Annotated in this window: 10 protein-coding genes; 3 read left to right on the top strand and 7 right to left on the bottom strand. The window is 66.7% G+C overall.

Annotation, left to right across the window (positions count from 1 at the left end; all coding sequences use genetic code 11):
• Positions 1–210 precede the first annotated feature (210 nt).
• From ACV7JP_RS15285 to ACV7JP_RS15270, 4 genes are all read right to left on the bottom strand, one after another.
• On the bottom strand, positions 211–843 hold the full coding sequence (locus tag ACV7JP_RS15285; protein WP_457796516.1) for a hypothetical protein: 633 nt from the start codon (positions 841–843) through the stop codon (positions 211–213).
• Positions 844–1,034: 191 nt separating this feature from the next.
• Positions 1,035–1,880 (bottom strand): 23S rRNA (adenine(2030)-N(6))-methyltransferase RlmJ, encoded by an 846-nt coding sequence (locus ACV7JP_RS15280; RefSeq protein WP_457796515.1) that lies wholly within the window; start codon positions 1,878–1,880, stop codon positions 1,035–1,037.
• Between the two features lie 57 nt (positions 1,881–1,937).
• A complete protein-coding gene (locus tag ACV7JP_RS15275; protein ID WP_457796514.1) occupies positions 1,938–2,696 on the bottom strand; it encodes a ribonuclease T2 family protein in 759 nt (252 codons plus the stop codon).
• A gap of 30 nt (positions 2,697–2,726) precedes the next feature.
• Positions 2,727–3,191 carry a hypothetical protein gene (locus ACV7JP_RS15270; RefSeq protein WP_457796513.1) on the bottom strand — a complete coding sequence of 155 codons (465 nt, stop codon included), beginning with the start codon at positions 3,189–3,191 and terminating at the stop codon, positions 2,727–2,729.
• A 133-nt stretch (positions 3,192–3,324) separates the two neighbouring features.
• Between ACV7JP_RS15270 and ACV7JP_RS15265 the strand changes: the two genes are divergently transcribed.
• Both ACV7JP_RS15265 and ACV7JP_RS15260 read left to right on the top strand, forming a co-directional pair.
• Positions 3,325–4,620 carry an SGNH/GDSL hydrolase family protein gene (locus tag ACV7JP_RS15265; RefSeq protein WP_457796512.1) on the top strand — a complete coding sequence of 432 codons (1,296 nt, stop codon included), beginning with the start codon at positions 3,325–3,327 and terminating at the stop codon, positions 4,618–4,620.
• A gap of 140 nt (positions 4,621–4,760) precedes the next feature.
• Positions 4,761–5,426, top strand: a complete 666-nt coding sequence (locus ACV7JP_RS15260) for a L,D-transpeptidase (RefSeq protein WP_457796511.1) — start codon at positions 4,761–4,763, stop codon at positions 5,424–5,426.
• Positions 5,427–5,717: 291 nt separating this feature from the next.
• Here ACV7JP_RS15260 and ACV7JP_RS15255 read toward each other — a convergent pair whose 3' ends face one another.
• The 3 genes from ACV7JP_RS15255 to gltB all read right to left on the bottom strand — a co-directional run bounded on the left by ACV7JP_RS15255 (position 5,718) and on the right by gltB (position 12,399).
• A complete protein-coding gene (locus tag ACV7JP_RS15255) occupies positions 5,718–5,927 on the bottom strand; it encodes a hypothetical protein (RefSeq protein ID WP_457796510.1) in 210 nt (69 codons plus the stop codon).
• Between the two features lie 5 nt (positions 5,928–5,932).
• Positions 5,933–7,354: a glutamate synthase subunit beta gene (locus ACV7JP_RS15250; protein WP_457796509.1), complete on the bottom strand. Its 1,422-nt coding sequence runs from the start codon at positions 7,352–7,354 to the stop codon at positions 5,933–5,935.
• A 341-nt stretch (positions 7,355–7,695) separates the two neighbouring features.
• On the bottom strand, positions 7,696–12,399 hold the full coding sequence (gltB, locus tag ACV7JP_RS15245) for a glutamate synthase large subunit (RefSeq protein WP_457796508.1): 4,704 nt from the start codon (positions 12,397–12,399) through the stop codon (positions 7,696–7,698).
• A gap of 767 nt (positions 12,400–13,166) precedes the next feature.
• On the opposite strand from gltB, the gene ACV7JP_RS15240 reads away from it, so the two are divergent.
• Positions 13,167–14,384 (top strand): hypothetical protein, encoded by a 1,218-nt coding sequence (locus ACV7JP_RS15240; protein WP_457796507.1) that lies wholly within the window; start codon positions 13,167–13,169, stop codon positions 14,382–14,384.
• Positions 14,385–14,408 lie beyond the last annotated feature (24 nt).

Genomic DNA, 14,408 nt, shown 5'->3' with positions numbered 1-14,408 from the left:
GCGCCGTTCGTAAGCCGGCGCCGGTCTTCGACTCGGCGACGGTCGTCATTTCGAGCGAAGCAATCCAGTGCTTCATCACGACTCTGGATTGCTTCGTCGCTACGCTCCTCGCAATGACGGACGGGGCCGCCCGGGGCGCCACCACTCGCCTTCGACGCGGCGACGGCCGTCATTCGGCAAGGGGACGCCCCCCAACGCGGCCTCAAAGCGCTATCGATTGTTCTGGCTGACCACCCGCGGCGCGGCCGCCTTTTCGGCGAGCGCGAACGGGGCGCGGCCCGCCTGCACGGTGTGTTCGAGCGATTCGAGCGCGTTGCGCTTCGCCGCCGGCAATCGCGACCGGGCGAGGCTGACGAAATCCGCCGCGCTGTGCGGACAGGCGGCGCGGCCCTTGAAGACAAGGATTCCTCCCGCCGTGACGATGCTGTCGCCGGCGCGCAGCGTGCCGTCATGCAACCGCACCTCGGCGCTGTCGGGATTGGCGCGGGCGGGAAGGCCCGCCGCGCAAAAGACGGCCTTTTGCGGCTTCGTCCCGCCGTCGCTCTCATGCGCCGCCGCGTCCTCGACGGGCCTGCGAATGACGGATTGACGGCGGTCACGCGCCTCCTTGGGCGCGACATTGGCGCGGATCGAATAGGAGAGGCGGCCGGCTGGCGGCCGGCGTCGCGCATGGGGGACCGGCGCCGGCGCGCTGCGGGCGGCGCGGGTCTCGCCGCCGTCGCCGAATAACTCCTCGAAGAAACCCGCTTTAGCGCCCGTCATCCCCGCAGACGCCAGAAGAAGCGCCGCCAGCAAGGGGCTCGCGAACCGCGCCGTACAAGCGAAACCGTTGGGGGACTTCATATCCTCACCTCCCAATAAATCTAATTAGCGGCTGTTTGATATTGAACAGCCGTCCGGCGCCGGCGAAACCGCGAGGGGCGGTTAAGCCTTGGTCGCCTCGCAAAGCCGCATTTGTCGACATTTGAAAAAATGGCGGAAAGACGAGCGCGCCGCCGCGCGCTGGCGCACATGCCGGACGCTCCGGCCTCCGATCACGCCTCCGTCAGCCGTTCGACCGCAAATCCCGCGCCCGCGTCCTGCGCCAGCCGCGGGGCGAGGAAGGCCAGTATCTCCCGCGCCTCTTCCTCGAAGACGAAGGGCGGATTGACGACGACGAGGCCGGTGCGCCTCAAGCCTTCGCCGCCGCTCGCCACCGCGAGCGACAGCCGCAGCGCGCGCTTGACGCCCTCACGCTTGAAGCCTTGGAGAAAACCACGCTCGGCCGCCGCGTCCTTCGACGGATGCCACAGGGCGTAAACGCCGGTCGGCCACTTCCGGTAGGCGGCGAGGAAGGCCGAGAACATTGCGTCGAATTCATCGACGCGCTCGAAGGGCGGATCGATGAGGACGAGGCCCCGGCGCTCCTTTGGCGGCACATAGGCGCAAAGGCCGGTATAGCCGTCAATATGGATCGTCTTCACCCGCGCGTCGCGGCCAAAGCGATAGCGCAGCGCCTCGAAGGCGTCCGGACGAAGCTCGCAGAATATGGCGCGATCCTGCGCGCGCATCAGCCGCGCGGCGATGAGCGGGGAGCCGGGATAAAGCGCCGGCCGCCCCTCCGCGTCGAAGGCGCCGACACAATCGAGATAGGGGGCAAGCCGCGCGCGCGTCTCGTCGTCCGCGCCGGAGAGATCGGCGAGGCGGCCGATCCCGCCTTCCCATTCCCCCGTGCGCCCGGCCTCGTCCGAGGCGAGGTCGTAGGCGCCCTCTCCCGCATGCGTGTCGACGACGCGGAAAGGCGTCTCCTTGCGCGTCAGATAGACGAGCAGGCGGGCGAGCAGCGCGTGCTTGAAGACATCGGCGAAATTGCCGGCATGGAAGCCGTGGCGATAGTTCATGACGGCCCATCATTCGCACGCCACGTCATTCCCGCGAAAGCGGAAATGACAGCCCGCTCACAACGGCGCCGGGACGGAAATCTCGCGCTGGCGGCAGCCGCGCCGCGCGACCTCCGGACAGGCGCGAAACTCCCTCAGATCCTTCGAAAGGCAGATGCGCACTTCCTCGAGCATGTCGCGCCGGCAGGCGACCGCCATCATGCCCGGCCGCAGGCGCGGATTGGCGTCGTAAAAGGCGCGCTCGATATCGATCGGGGTGAAGGTCTGGTCGCGCGTCGGCTTCGCGAAGGGGGCCGGAATCGCCACGGCTTCGCGGGCGCGGGCGACGTCGGCGAAATAGTCGCTCGGGCTCCTGCCCGAGCATGTCCCGTGCTTGCGCCATTCATAGCGGGCGAGGCGGTCGTCGGCGAAGAGGCCGCTGGCGCGTTCGAGCGCGATGCGCGAGGGGCTGCGCGGCCCGTCGCAATCGCTCGGAAAGCCATGCTCATATTGCGGCCACAGGCCGTGGACCACGAAACCGAGCCCCCTGCCCGGCTCGCATTGGTCGCGCGCGCCGCCGACGCTGTCGCAGAAGCCAGGCGACCAGCTCAAGGCGAGCACATAGAAATCGAAATCCTTGGACGGCGCGCCGGCGCGGAAGCCGCCGTCATTCTTCGTCTCGCTTCTGGATTCCGGCGCGGGCCGCTCTCCGGGCGGCGAACGATCGGCGCAGCGGTCGAGAATGCAATCGTCATCCTTGGCCTGCGCGGGCGAACAACAAACAGCAAGAAAGATCGCGGCCGCGCGAAGGGCGGCGCTCGGCGGATTACAAAACATGGAAAGGTCCTTTTCGCCTTGCGGCCGAGCTCAAGGCCCGGCGGCGCGGCAATTCGGACTGAAGGCGTGGTTGCGGTCAAGCCCCACGACGCACCATGTGACGCCCGAGCCGAGGCCGATGAAGCCGAGCGCCTCGCCGATATTGTAGACGACGCGGCGGCGCGCGCCGTCGCTGAACACCGCCTCGGCCTGGCAATAGCGGCGCGGGATATAGCTCAACCCGTTCGTGCGATAGCCAAATTCGGAAGCGCTCTCGAAATCGGCGATGGCGAGGCCGGAATTCCAGTATTGGAGCTCGCGCCAGGCGAAAGTGTCGGCGATCTCTTTCAGCACGCCCGGATCCGAGCAGAGCGGCAGCACGCCGCTATAGGGCGTATAGCGATATTCGGCCGGCGGATCGTGCTCGCGGGGCGCCGCGAGCGCCGTCGCCGCGCCAATCGCCGAGGCCGCGGCGACAGCAACCTTGACCATGCCAAAAACGGCCGATTTGCGCATGCGAAATCCCCTCTCCGACTCGCCGCCGATTGGGCGCAAAAGCCGCGGCCGCGTCAAGCTGTGATTTGCGAAGGGCGCCCCCTTGCGCCATATTGTCTCCATGGCGACCGATCGCAAAGCTAAGGCGTTTCCATTGGCGCGCGCGCTCGCGGCGGCGCTGCTCGCTTTTGCCGCCCTGCTCGCATCCGCGCCGGAATCCCATGCGCAGGATCCCTTCGCCGATTTCTTCGGCAGCCTCTTCGGCGGTCCCAAGCGAGCGCCGGCCGCGCGGCCCGAAGGACCGTCGCGCGTGCGCCGGATCATGCCGCATCAGGAGAATCGGCCGCCGACCTATTGGCGCGGCGGAGAAGCCGCGCGCGCCGCGCCCAAGCGCGCCGTCAAACGCGGCGAGCCGAGCGGCGAAGCGGCGGCGGGGCAGAAGACGCCCGAAATCGCCGCGAACTATTTCGTCGCGGTGATGGGCGACACGCTTGCAATCCAGCTTGCGAGCGGCCTCGAGGAAACCTTCGCGGACAAGCCGGAGATCGGCGTCGTCCGCAAGGGCAAGGAAAGCTCCGGGCTGGTGCGCGACGATTTCTACGACTGGCTGAAGACGGCCAAGGATATCGCCGGCGGCGCGCAGAAGATCGACGTCGCCGTCATGATGATCGGCTCGAATGACAGGCAGCCTTTGCGCCAGGGCGCGCAGAACGAAGATCCCCTGTCCCCGCGCTGGCGCGACATTTACGCGGCGCGCGTCGACGCCGTCCTGGCGGCGTTCCGCGACAAGAAGATCCCGGTGGTCTGGGTCGGCCTGCCCGTCATGAAGAATGAGAGCTTCTCGGCGGATATGGCGAAGATCAACGACATCTTCCGGGATCGGGCGACGCGGGACGGCGGGGTCTATGTCGATCTGTGGGAAGCGCTCGCCGACGAGAAGGGGCAGTTCAGCGCTTTCGGGCCCGACGTCAACGGCCAGATCGTCAAGCTGCGCACGGCCGACGGCGTGCATCTCACCGACGCCGGCGCGCTGAGCGTCGCGCATTTCGTCGCGAGCGAGATCAAGAAGCTTTACGAGGGCCATCACCCCGCCGCGTCTCCCGAGCAGCCGCCATCCGCCGCCGCGCCGTCCGCCGACGTCAAGCAGTCCGAGCCGTCGCAGGCCGCCGCGCCGGCGCCCGCCGCTCCTCTCGTGTTCCGCTCGCCCGTGAGCCCGTCAACGACGTCGGCGCCCGCCCTTCCGGAGCGTCCGGCGATCGGTCCCGTGCAGAATTTGACCGGCGCGACGGGACAGGCCGGCGCCTCGGAGCTCGCGAGGCGCGCTCCCGCGACGACGCCCGCCGACCCCGATTCGCAGGCCCTCGCGCGGCATGTCTTCCTCAAGGGGGGCGATCAGCCCTCGCGTCCCAATCGCGCCGACGACTATAGCTGGAAGCCCGCGGCGCGCTGAGGCCGTTGATGGGCTCTTAACGGGCGCGGCGATTTTGCGGCGTGGAATTTCGCCATGCGTTGACTATTGTGCGCGAGCGCACGGAACCAATTGCCCCGCTTCTGCATTGTCCAGCCCAGAGGAATTCTGGGAGCCGCACAATGTCTCGTTTCAAAATCCGCCTTTTCCTTGCCGCCGCTTTCGCGCTGACCGCCGGCGCCTTCTCGACGACCGCCTCGGCGGAAAATAGCGGTTTCTTGGCTTTGTTCGAGGAAGCGACACCTACGGACGCTCCGGACTACAGCGCCTATTACGGCGGCCAGCAGCAGGCGTCCTACGACCAGCAGGACGAGACGCGCCTGCAGCGCGAATATCCGACCGCGACGCGCGAGATCGTTTCCGATCCGACCAATGAACGTCCCGGCACGATCACCGTCGACACCGAAGGCCGCTATCTCTATCTCTCGCTCGCGAACGGCAGGGCGGTGCGCTACGGCATCGGCGTCGGCCGCGACGGCTTCACCTGGAAGGGCCGCGTCCATATCGGCCGAAAGGAAGCCTGGCCCGATTGGACGCCGCCGAAGGAAATGCTGAAGCGCCGTCCCGACCTGCCGCGCCATATGGCCGGCGGCGAAGAGAACCCGCTCGGCGCGCGCGCCATGTATCTCTATTCGGGCGCCAAGGACACCATGTTCCGCATCCACGGCTCCAACGAGCCCTGGACGATCGGCCAGGCCGTCTCCTCCGGCTGTATCCGCATGACGAATGACGACGTGACCGACCTCTTCAGCCGCGTGAAGGTCGGGACGACGGTCGTGGTCCTGTAAGCCCTCGGTCGTTACGAAGAGACGAGCCGACGAAGCAATCCGGAGCGGCGATCGCGGCGCTGGATTGCTTCGCTCCGCTCGCAATGACGGCGAAGCGGCGTGGCGAGGCGGTCAGGCGGAAGCCCCTATCCATCCGGGGAGAACAAGCGCGCCCCGACGCCGCCGTTTAATCCGCTCGCCCGCGGCCGTCATTGCGAGGAGGCGCAGCCGACGAAGCAATCCAGAGCGGCGATCGCGGCGCTGGATTGCTTCGCTTCGCTCGCAATGACGGGGAAGCGAGCCGGCGGATGTCTATTCGAGATTGCAGTTGAAGACGAAATTAGTCAGCGCCGAGAAGGTCACCTGAATGAAGACCCAGATCCCGATCAGCGTCCAGCCGAGTTTTTTCTGCTCGCGGCCATAGAGGAAGGCGCCGGCCAGCGGCAGCAGCAGAAAGAAGAACTGCCACGGCTGACTGACGAAAGTGTCGCAATACCACAGGTTCAATTTGTCGCTGACCATGTTCCTCACCTTGGCAGGTTTGTTTCGCCCATCAGGTGAAGGTCGACCGCATGGGCGCATTGGCGTCCCTCGCGAATGGCCCACACCACGAGCGATTGTCCGCGCCGCATGTCTCCGCACGCGAATACTTTTTCGCGCGACGACCTGTAGGCGCGCGTATCCGCCGCGACATTGCCGCGATTGTCGAGATCGACGCCCAATTGCTCGAGAAGCCCTTCCTTGACGGGCGAGACGAAGCCCATGGCGAGCAGAACGAGATCGGCCCTCAGAATGAAGCTGCTGTCCGGGATCTCCTGCATCTTGCCGTCGACCTTGACGCAGCGCAGGCCCGTCACGACGCCGTCCTTGCCGATGAACTCCTTCGTCAGCACGGAGAAATGGCGGGGCGCGCCCGCTTCGTCATGCGACGACGAGGTGCGCAGCTTCAGCGGCCAGTCCGGCCAGGTGAGCAGCTTGTTTTCCCTGACCGGCGGCTCCGGCATGATCTCGAGCTGCGTCACGGAGAGCGCGCCATGGCGCACCGAGGTGCCGATACAGTCCGAGCCCGTGTCGCCGCCCCCGATGACGACCACATGCTTGCCGGTCGCGAAGATCGGCTCATTGGTGTTGAGCGGCTCGCCGGAGACGCGGCGATTCTGCTGCGGCAGGAAATCCATGGCGAAATAGACGCCGCGCAGCTCGCGGCCGGGGATCGGCAGGTCGCGCGGCTGCTCGGCGCCGCCGGCGAGGATCACCGCGTCATGGCTCGCCACGAGATCGCGCACATTCATGTCGACCCCGACATTGACGTTGTAGTGGAAGACGACGCCCTCGGCCTCCATCTGCGCGACGCGGCGGTCGATCAGATGCTTCTCCATCTTGAAATCGGGGATGCCGTAACGCAGCAGGCCGCCGGCCTTGGCGTTCTTCTCGAAGAGATGCACGTCATGGCCCGCGCGGGCGAGCTGCTGCGCGGCGGCGAGACCCGCCGGGCCGGAGCCGACGACGGCGACGCGGCGGCCGGTCTTGCGCTTCGGCGGCTCGGGGACAACCCAGCCCTCGGCGAAGCCGCGATCGACGATCGCGCACTCGATCGTCTTGATGGTGACCGGCTGGTCCTGGAGATTCAACGTGCAGGAGGCCTCGCAGGGCGCGGGGCAGATGCGGCCGGTAAATTCCGGGAAGTTGTTGGTGGAATGGAGATTGGCGAGCGCGCGCCTCCACTCGCCATGATAGACGAGGTCGTTCCAGTCCGGGATCTGGTTATTGACCGGGCAGCCATTGTGGCAGAACGGGATGCCGCAATCCATGCAGCGCGACGCCTGACTTTTCGTCGCTTCCTCCGAGAGCGGGATCACGAACTCGTCGTAATGACGAATGCGATCCGCCGCCGGCTTGTATTTGCGGTCCTGACGGTCGATTTCGAGAAAGCCCGTGACCTTGCCCATATTGCTTCCCAACCTTTTCGCACCGGGCCCCCAGCCGGGAGCGAGCCCGCCGACAATGCCGCCTGCGCGACTTTGCAAAAGTTCTAAACGCTTTCGTCCGAGCCCCGTCAAGCGCGTCCCGCCCGGCGCAGGGCGATCGGGCGAACAACGATCTCGCGCGGTTAGCCGCCCAATACCTCCCCTTTACGGGGAGGTCGGCGGTCGAAGACCGCCGGGTGGGGTTCGCGCCGCCATAACGTTGGTGGGGCTTTACCCCACCCGGCCCTGCTTTGCAGGGCCACCCTCCCCGTAAAGGGGAGGGGTGTGCTCGCGCCCGGCATTCGCCCGATGACTCGCCGAGCTTACTCCCCCGCCGCCTTCAGCCGCCCGGGCTGCGCCTTCTTCTGCATTTCGGTCAGCGCGCGGCGATATTCGATCGGCATGACCTTGCGGAATCTGGCGCGATAGCCTTCCCAATCGTCGAGAATCTCTCGCGCGCGGGTCGAGCCCGTAAAGCGCAGATGCTTCTCGATGAGCTGGCGCAGGCGCTCGGCGTCGAAGCGCGTCATGTCCGACATGACGTCGACCTTGCCATGCGTCTCGAGATCGCCGGACTGGTGGTATTTCTCGGTCATCGCCGTTTCTTCGGCGCCGACCGGTTCGAGATCGACCATTGCGAGGTTGCAGCGCGTCGAGAACGTGTCGTCCTCATCCAGCACATAGGCGATGCCGCCCGACATACCGGCCGCGAAATTGCGGCCCGTCTGGCCAAGCACGACCACCACGCCGCCCGTCATATATTCGCAGCCATGGTCGCCGACGCCCTCGACCACCGCCACGGCGCCCGAATTGCGCACCGCGAAGCGCTCGCCCGCGACGCCGCGGAAATAGCACTCGCCCGCGATCGCGCCGTAAAGCACCGTATTGCCGATGATGATTGAATTGGACGGGTCGATCTTCTTCGCGTTGCGCGAAGGATAGACGATCAGCTTGCCGCCCGAGAGGCCCTTGCCGACATAGTCGTTCGCCTCGCCCTCGAGCTGAAGCGTGACGCCGCGCGCCAAGAACGCGCCGAAGCTCTGGCCCGCCGTGCCGACGGCGCGAATATTGATCGTATCCTCCGGCAGGCCCGCGTGACCATAGATTCGGGCGACTTCGCCCGAGAGCATCGCGCCCGTCGTGCGATCCACATTCTTGATCGGCGTCTCGATCGAGACCTTGGCGCCCCGGTCGAGCGCCGGCCGCGCCTCGGCGATGAGCTTGTTATCGAGCACCTTTTCGAGGCCGTGATCCTGCGACTTGCTGTGGCGGATCGCATCGCCCTCGCCCGCCGGCTTGTAGAAGAGCTTCGAGAAGTCGAGACCCTGCGCCTTCCAATGCGCGATGGCCTTGGTCTTGTCGAGCATCTGGATCTGGCCGACGAGCTCGTCGAAGCTGCGATAGCCCATCTGCGCCATCAGCTCGCGCACTTCCTCGGCGACGAAGAAGAAGAAGTTGATGACATGCTCGGGCTGGCCGCCGAAGCGCTTGCGCAGCACAGGGTCCTGCGTCGCGACGCCGACGGGGCAAGTGTTGAGATGGCACTTGCGCATCATGATGCAGCCCGCGGCGATGAGCGGCGCCGTGGAAAAGCCGAACTCGTCGGCGCCGAGCAGCGCGCCGACGACCACGTCGCGGCCGGTGCGCAGGCCGCCGTCGACCTGCACGGCGATGCGCGAGCGCAGGCCGTTCAACACCAAGGTCTGATGCGTCTCGGCGAGGCCGATTTCCCACGGCGAACCGGCGTGCTTGATGGAAGTCAGCGGCGACGCGCCCGTGCCGCCGTCATAGCCGGAGATGGTGACGTGATCGGCGCGGCCCTTCGAGACGCCGGCGGCGACCGTGCCGACGCCGACCTCGGAGACAAGCTTCACGGAGACGCCCGCCTTGGGATTCACGTTCTTCAGGTCGAAGATGAGCTGCGCGAGATCTTCAATCGAATAGATGTCATGATGCGGCGGCGGCGAGATGAGGCCGACGCCCGGCGTCGAGTGGCGCACCTTGGCGATCACCGCGTCGACCTTGTCGCCGGGCAACTGCCCGCCTTCGCCGGGCTTCGCGCCCTGCGCCATCTTGATCTGGATCATGTCGGCATTGACGAGATATTCCGTCGTCACGCCGAAGCGGCCGGACGCCACCTGCTTGATCGCGCTGCGCATCGTGTCGCCATTGGGCAGCGGCTTGAAGCGATCCGGCTCCTCGCCGCCCTCGCCCGTATTGGACTTGCCGCCGATGCGGTTCATCGCGATGGCGAGCGTGGTATGCGCCTCGCGCGAGATCGAGCCGAAGGACATGGCGCCGGTCGAGAAGCGCTTGACGATCTCGCTCGCCGGCTCGACCTCGTCGAGCGGAACCGGCTTGCGGCCGTCTTCCTCGGCGCCTTTGATGCGGAACAGGCCGCGCAGATTGAGCAGGCGTTCGTCCTGCTCGTTCAGCGTCCTCGCATAGGCGCGATACTGGTCGCGGGCGTTGCCGCGCACGGCGTGCTGAAGCAGCGAGACGGTCTGCGGCGTCCAGCTATGCGCCTCGCCGCGGATGCGGAAGGCGTAGTCGCCGCCGACATCGAGCGCGTCGCGATAGACCGGCGCGTCCCCGAAGGCGAGGCGATGGCGGCGCACCGTCTCCTTGGCGATCTCGTCGAGGCCGACGCCCTCGACGCGCGTCGTCGTGCCGGTGAAGAACTCGTCCACGAAGCCCTGCGCGAGGCCGACGGCGTCGAAGATCTGCGCGCCGCAATAGGACTGATAGGTCGAGATGCCCATCTTGGACATGACCTTCAGCAGGCCCTTGCCGACCGCCTTGATGTAACGCTTGACCGCCGTCTCGGCGTCGACGTCCTTCGGGAACTCCGAGACGGACGCTTCCAGCGTGTCGAAGGCGAGATAGGGATTGATCGCCTCGGCGCCGTAACCCGCGAGACAGGCGAAGTGATGCACTTCACGCGCTTCCGCCGTCTCGACGACGAGGCCGACCGACGTGCGCAAACCCTTGCGGATCAAATGGTGATGCACCGCCGCCGTCGCGAGCAGCGCCGGGATCGGGATGCGGTCCGGCCCCACCATGCGGTCGGAGAGGATGATGATGTTGTATCGGCCGTTGACCGCGTCCTCGGCGCGCTGGCACAGGCGCTCGATCGCGCCGCGCATGCCGGCGGCGCCCTTGCTTGAATCGTAGGAGATTTCGAGCGTCTTCGTGTCGAAGCTGTCCTCGACCATGCCGATCCAACGAATCTTTTCGAGGTCCTCATTGGTGAGGATCGGCTGGCGCACTTCAAGCCGCTTATTGTTGGCCGAACCCTCATGGTCGAGGATGTTCGGGCGCGGGCCGATGAAGGACACGAGGCTCATGACCAGCTCTTCGCGGATCGGGTCGATCGGCGGATTGGTCACCTGCGCGAAGTTCTGCTTGAAATAAGTATAGAGCAGCTTCTCCTTGTCGGAGAGCGGCGAGACGGGCGTGTCCGTGCCCATGGAGCCGACGGCCTCCTGGCCGGTGACGGCCATGGGGAACATCAGCGTATAAAGGTCTTCCTCGGTGTAGCCGAAGGCCTGCTGGCGATCGAGCAGCGTCACGTCGGCGCGCGCTGGGCGCGCCTCGACGGGCTTCAGCTCTTCGAGCTGAATCTGCGTGCGGGCCAGCCATTCCTTATAGGGATGGGAGAGCGCCAGCTCCTTTTTGATCTCGTCATCCGAGATGATGCCGCCCTGCTCCAGATCGACGAGCAGCATCTTGCCCGGCTGGAGACGCCACTTCTGGACGATCTTCTCTTCCGGAATGGGCAGCACGCCCATCTCTGACGCCATCACCACGAGCCCATCCTCGGTGACGAGATAGCGCGCCGGGCGCAGGCCGTTGCGGTCAAGCGTCGCGCCGATCTGGCGGCCGTCGGTGAAGGCCATGGCGGCGGGGCCGTCCCACGGCTCCATGAGCGCGGCGTGATGCTCGTAGAAGGCGCGGCGATCCTCGTCCATCAGCGGATTGCCGGCCCAGGCCTCGGGAATGAGCATCATTACGGCGTGCGCCAGCGAATAGCCGCCGCGCACCAGGAATTCGAGCGCATTGTCGAAGCAGGCCGTGTCCGACTGGCCCTCATAGGAGATCGGCCAGAGCTTGCTGATATTGTCGCCGAAGAGCGGCGAGGACACGGACGCCTGCCGCGCCGCCATCCAGTTGAGATTGCCGCGCAGCGTGTTGATCTCGCCATTATGCGCGACGAAGCGATAGGGATGCGCGAGGCGCCAGGACGGAAAAGTGTTGGTCGCGAATCGCTGATGCACCAGCGCGATCGCCGATACGAAGCGCTCGTCCTTGAGGTCGAGGAAATATTCGCCGAGCTGGGAGACGAGCACCATGCCCTTATAGACGATGGTGCGCGTCGAGACGGAGACCGCGTAGAATTCACGGCCGCCATTTCCGATCGCGTAAATTTCGTTCGAGGCGGACTTGCGCGCGAGATAGACGCGGCGCTCGAAATCGCTTTCGTCCTTCACGTCCGGGCCGCGGCCGACGAAAAGCTGCATGTGATGCGGCTCGACCGCCTTCACCGCTTCGCCGAGATCGCTCGAATCCACGGGCAAGTCGCGCCAGCCGAGAACGACGACGCCCTCGTCCTTCATCTGCGCTTCGAGAATCTCGCGCGCCTTGGCGCGGACTTCCGGGTCGCGCGGCATGAAGAACTGGCCGATGCCATATTCGCCCGGCGCCGGCAGATCGAAGCCGAGCTTCTTGCACTCCGCCTGGAAGAAGTCGCGCGGGATCTGGACGAGAATGCCGCAGCCGTCGCCGAGCTTGGGGTCCGCGCCCACCGCGCCGCGATGGTCGAGATTGAGAAGGATCCGCAGGCCCATCTCGACGATGGCGTGAGACTTCTCGTTATGCATGTTGGCGACGAAGCCGACGCCGCAGGAATCGTGCTCTTTCGACGGATCGTAAGACCCTTGCGCGGCCGGAAGGGCGGGATCGCGGCCGATGGCGATCTCCCGGCCCAAAGCCTCCTGCATGGCCTCGTTATCAACGACCTTCGTCATGGCGGCGTCTCCCCGACGTGGCGCGGCGCAGATTTCACGGCCGTCGTCCCGTCACATCCTCGATTTAAAAAACTGCATAGAGCAAGATCGACGCGGATAGAAGCGCGCTGCGCCTCGTCCCGCTCCGGCTTGCGATCGGCCGACGGATCGGCCATCCGTCCGCGCCCGTCCCGGGTCGGGCCGCCGCGCCGTGAGGCAAGAGGCGCGCCAGACCCGTTCAATCCTCACTCATTCGGCCCGAGACCCCGCATCGGACGGCGACACTTTGGAAAAAGGCGGCTTGCTCGGGCAAGCGGCGCCAAAAGGTCAGCAGCACTGACATATCGACGCCCATGATAGTTGCCAGATTTATGCTCCGGTGACAAGCAACCGCCCAAGAAGAAGGCGGTTCCATCGCGCTCGGGCCAATCGCGCAGGACGGCGCCCCATGCCGAGGAGGCCGCGCGGAGCCGCCGCAAGGCAGTGTTGGCGCCCCTCGCGCTTCGAGACGCCTGCTGCGCAGGCTCCTCAGCATGAGGGGCTTCTGCATCTGCGCCAAGCGGATAGGCCTCATCCTGAGGGGCGAGCGAAGCTCGCGTCTCGAAGGACGGGGCCGCCCTCGGAAATTGTCGACACGCCGAGGCTCCGCAGGAGCTCTCTCAAAGCGCGCGCCCCAGGATTGCGAGGAAGCTTCGTCCGATCGCCCCGCCATCGCTCCGTCCAACGCTCGCCGCAATCGGCATGAAGATGGTAAAGTGATTGGGGCCACGGCTTAAGGATAATCGATCATGTCTTCTGCATGGCGGAAATTGCGGACCCCGCTGGCGCTGGGACTGGCGCTCGCCTGCGTTGCGGGCGAGGCGGCGATGGCGCAATTCTACTTCCGGCCCTTCGCCTATAGCTATCGTTACGAGCCGCCGCCGGACGACGACGACGATTTCGACGGCCCCCGTTTCGCCTCGCGACGCGCCGTCGCGCGCATTCTGGCGCGGGAAGGGTTCCAGCTCGTCGGCCCGCTCGGACGCCGCGGCGACCAGATCGTCGCGACCGGCGTGAGCCGCCGCGACGGCGAGACGCGCTTCATCATCGATCCCTTCGAAGGGGTGATCCTCCACGCCGTTAGCCTCGGCGGGCCGCCGCCGGACGACCGGCCGGCGCGCCGCGACGACGGCTTCGTGCCGCAGCTCGGCGGCTCGCATCCCGTGGTGAAGGAGATCGGCCGCGACCGCGCGCCTCCCGAGGAAGCGCGCGACAATGACCGCATCCGCCGCCTCGCCCGGCCGGCCCCCGAGACGCCCGCCATCGATTCGCCGCGCCCGGTCCGCCGGGAGGCCGCCCGCCCGTCGCCGCGATCGGACGCGCCCGCGCCCGGCCCGCAATCGCCTTCAGCGCCGATCGCCGCGCCCGCCCCCAAGGCGGGGCCAAAGCCGGCCGGCGCGAAGCCGGTCGAGACGGCGAAGCCGGCCGAGCCGCCAAAGCCCATCGAATGGGCGAAGCCCGCCGAAATCTCGAAGCCCGTCGAGCCGCCGAGGCCGGCGGAGACGACGAAGCCGGCGGAACAGCCAAAGGCCGCGCAAGCGCCGAAGCCGGCCGAGGCGCCGAAGCCCGTCGTGGCCGCCAAGCCGCAAGAGCCGGCCAAATCGCAAGAGCCGGCCAAGCCTCTTGTCGCGAAGCCGGCCGAACCGGCTAAGCCGGTCGAGGCCGTAAAGGCGCCCGCGAAGCCGGCGGAGCCGAAAAGGCCCGTCGAAGCCAGGGTCGAGCCGCCCGCCAAGCCGGCCGCCGCGCCCGTCACGGAGATCGCCAAATCGCCCGCGCCGGCCGCCAAGGCCCCTGCCCCGCGCGCGACGGCCGCGCGCTCGACCAGCCCGTCGCATCGCGCCATCGTGCCGCCCAGGGCGGCGGAAGGCGTGACGGTCGTCACGCCCTCGACGCCCGCGACCGCGACGACGCATTCGACTCCAGGCGCGAGGACGCCGCAAAGCGTCGCCATGCCGAAAGAGCAATAAGCGTGAGGAACAAAAAGAGGCGCC

This window comes from Methylocystis sp. S23, assembly GCF_054106005.1.
The sequence above is the reverse complement of the archived record's forward strand: the minus strand, read 5'-3'. Positions and strand labels throughout refer to the sequence as shown.

What these genes read in the sequence shown, in the direction of transcription:
- ACV7JP_RS15255 (WP_457796510.1), bottom strand. Translation starts at nt 5,927, where the DNA reads ATGGTCAGCGACAAATTGAACCTGTGGTATTGCGACACTTTCGTCAGT.
- ACV7JP_RS15270 (WP_457796513.1), bottom strand. Translation starts at nt 3,191, where the DNA reads ATGCGCAAATCGGCCGTTTTTGGCATGGTCAAGGTTGCTGTCGCCGCG.
- ACV7JP_RS15260 (WP_457796511.1), top strand. Translation starts at nt 4,761, where the DNA reads ATGTCTCGTTTCAAAATCCGCCTTTTCCTTGCCGCCGCTTTCGCGCTG.
- ACV7JP_RS15275 (WP_457796514.1), bottom strand. Translation starts at nt 2,696, where the DNA reads ATGTTTTGTAATCCGCCGAGCGCCGCCCTTCGCGCGGCCGCGATCTTT.
- ACV7JP_RS15280 (WP_457796515.1), bottom strand. Translation starts at nt 1,880, where the DNA reads ATGAACTATCGCCACGGCTTCCATGCCGGCAATTTCGCCGATGTCTTC.
- ACV7JP_RS15250 (WP_457796509.1), bottom strand. Translation starts at nt 7,354, where the DNA reads ATGGGCAAGGTCACGGGCTTTCTCGAAATCGACCGTCAGGACCGCAAA.
- gltB (WP_457796508.1), bottom strand. Translation starts at nt 12,399, where the DNA reads ATGACGAAGGTCGTTGATAACGAGGCCATGCAGGAGGCTTTGGGCCGG.
- ACV7JP_RS15240 (WP_457796507.1), top strand. Translation starts at nt 13,167, where the DNA reads ATGTCTTCTGCATGGCGGAAATTGCGGACCCCGCTGGCGCTGGGACTG.
- ACV7JP_RS15285 (WP_457796516.1), bottom strand. Translation starts at nt 843, where the DNA reads ATGAAGTCCCCCAACGGTTTCGCTTGTACGGCGCGGTTCGCGAGCCCC.